Genomic DNA, 2,237 nt, shown 5'->3' with positions numbered 1-2,237 from the left:
TCAGGTAACATCTTAAAAGCATTAATTGAAAACAATATTACTGTAGGTGCAGTCAGCTTACTTCAGGACTACAGTACCCCTTCGGATGTTTTTATGAGTAGTTTCTCTAGTTGGGGCCCTGTAGATGATGGTCGTATTAAGCCGGACTTTGTAGGCATGGGAGTAAACGTTTTTAGTTCTGCTGTTTCTAATGACGGAAATGGTGACAGTTATGCTACCTTGAGTGGGACCTCCATGGCCTCACCTAATGTTACTGGAACCTTAATGCTTTTGCAGGAATTGTATCATCAGAGAAATTCTGGTAGGTACATGCGTTCAGCCACTCTCAAAGCACTTGCCATCCACACTACCAAGGAAGCAGGTATTGATCCGGGACCGGATTATATGTTCGGTTGGGGTTTGTTGGATGCAAAAGCCGCTGCAGATATAATCATTAATGAAGATGGTAGCTCCAAAGTGATGAGAGAATTACAATTGGAGGACAATGGGGATTATCAAATAGAATTTATTTCTAATGGGGTGGATCCGATAAAGGTTACCATCGCCTGGACAGATCCTGCAGGCTCCCCAGCACCTGTGCAGCTAAACCCCGGCAATTTAATGCTGGTTAATGACCTGGACATGAGAATTGTGGATGAAAATGGAACAGTTTATTATCCTTGGTCATTAAATCCTGCACAAGGTTCAGGGGCAGTGGCCGAAAGAGATAGAGACAATTTCAGAGACAACGTAGAACAGATACTGATTGAAAACCCTAGCCCTCAGAAATACACTTTACAGATCAATCATAAAGGTAACCTTGTCAATGGGCAACAAGACTTTAGTATGATTTTTTCTGCAGGTGTCACTGATGGGCAAACCAGTACTTTGTATTGGATTGGAGGAAATGAGGAATGGGAGAACCCTGACAATTGGTCCCTTTCTTCAAATGGGCCTAGTGCAGGTATAATACCTGATGAAGGCACCCGGGTTGTGATTGATCAACCTAATAATGGCAAGGTAATCCAGTTGAATGAAGAGGCTAAGGTGTTCAGTCTAAATGTTTTTGGTGATCAAAGCCATGTACTGGATCTAAACCAGCAAAATTTAATTGTAATAAATGGATTCCGCTCTAGTAACCAAAATATGGAGGTAAAAAATGGAAACATACTTTTGGAAGGAGTGGATGAAAAAGAAAGTATTGTGGACTTTGGTCAAATTATCTTCTCGGAGGTGGATGTAGAGATCATTGCAGGGAGATGGCAGGTATTGGCATTGCCTGAATTGGATGCTTTAAGCATTCATTCTGCGGAAGTTGAATTTTTGGTCGACAGTGTATTTGTAAACGATTTCAGCTTATTGGAAGGGGCTGAAATCAGTGGAAGTTTAACTACAATTGTATTTAGTGAGCAATGGTTGGTTGAGGAAAATGCAATGGTCAATCAGCCCTTACATTTGCTTTTCCGGGGTACAAATGGCATGTATCAGGATCTGCAAAAATTACCGGGCATCAACCTTACCAATAAAGGGGATAATTTGGTGATCCTTGCATCTGGTGATTTTGAAAATCTGTTTCTTTCAGGACATACTGAAATAGAACCGCTTTCCACGACTGTTAATAGCCTGGTTTTGGAACGGGGTGCTCAATTAACTTTAAATGATGGAGCTACCTTTTCTGTTTTGGAAGATATTAGTCATGAGAATAACCCCGGAGGAAATTCACTGATTACTGCAAACGGTAATGCATCTCTTTTCCATGACGTGTATACCAAATATTGTTTTGAAGGTTTAAGTGTTGAGAATGTGGATTTATTAGGAGAGGCAGTCATAAACCTGGATCCACAGTCTTCAGTGGTTAATGCCGAAAATTGGAGTAATATTTCCTGTGAAGATGTTATTTTCGTAAACTTTGATGTGCGCTTCAATTGTGCCGGGGGGATTACCGAATTTATAAACTTAAGTGAGGGGAATATTAGTACATTGAATTGGAGTTTTGCCGGCCTTGGAACCTCAAACCTCGAAAATCCTACCTTTGTATTTAACTTTTCCCGAACTTATCAAGTTACCCTTGAAGCCGCTGGCCCCTCAGGAATAAAGACTTTCCAAAAAAGCATATCCGTATCTTCCAATACCTTGGACAGGCCAGTAATTGTGGTCAATGGTTCTCAATTAAGTTCTCAATTGCCAGCAGCATCTTATCAGTGGTACAGAAATGGGGTGCCAATTGCAGATGCCACTTCCAGGTCTTATATAGCCAT

The 2,237-nt window shown here is 41.0% G+C and carries 1 protein-coding gene; it reads left to right on the top strand.

Going from position 1 to position 2,237, the window contains the following annotated elements:
* Positions 1–2,237 (top strand): S8 family serine peptidase (locus AAC037_RS23690; RefSeq protein ID WP_339906111.1); only part of this gene is annotated, 2,237 nt, incomplete at both ends.

The sequence above is a fragment of the uncultured Cyclobacterium sp. genome (assembly GCF_963976465.1).
GTDB lineage: Bacteria > Bacteroidota > Bacteroidia > Cytophagales > Cyclobacteriaceae > Cyclobacterium.
The sequence above is the reverse complement of the archived record's forward strand: the minus strand, read 5'-3'. Positions and strand labels throughout refer to the sequence as shown.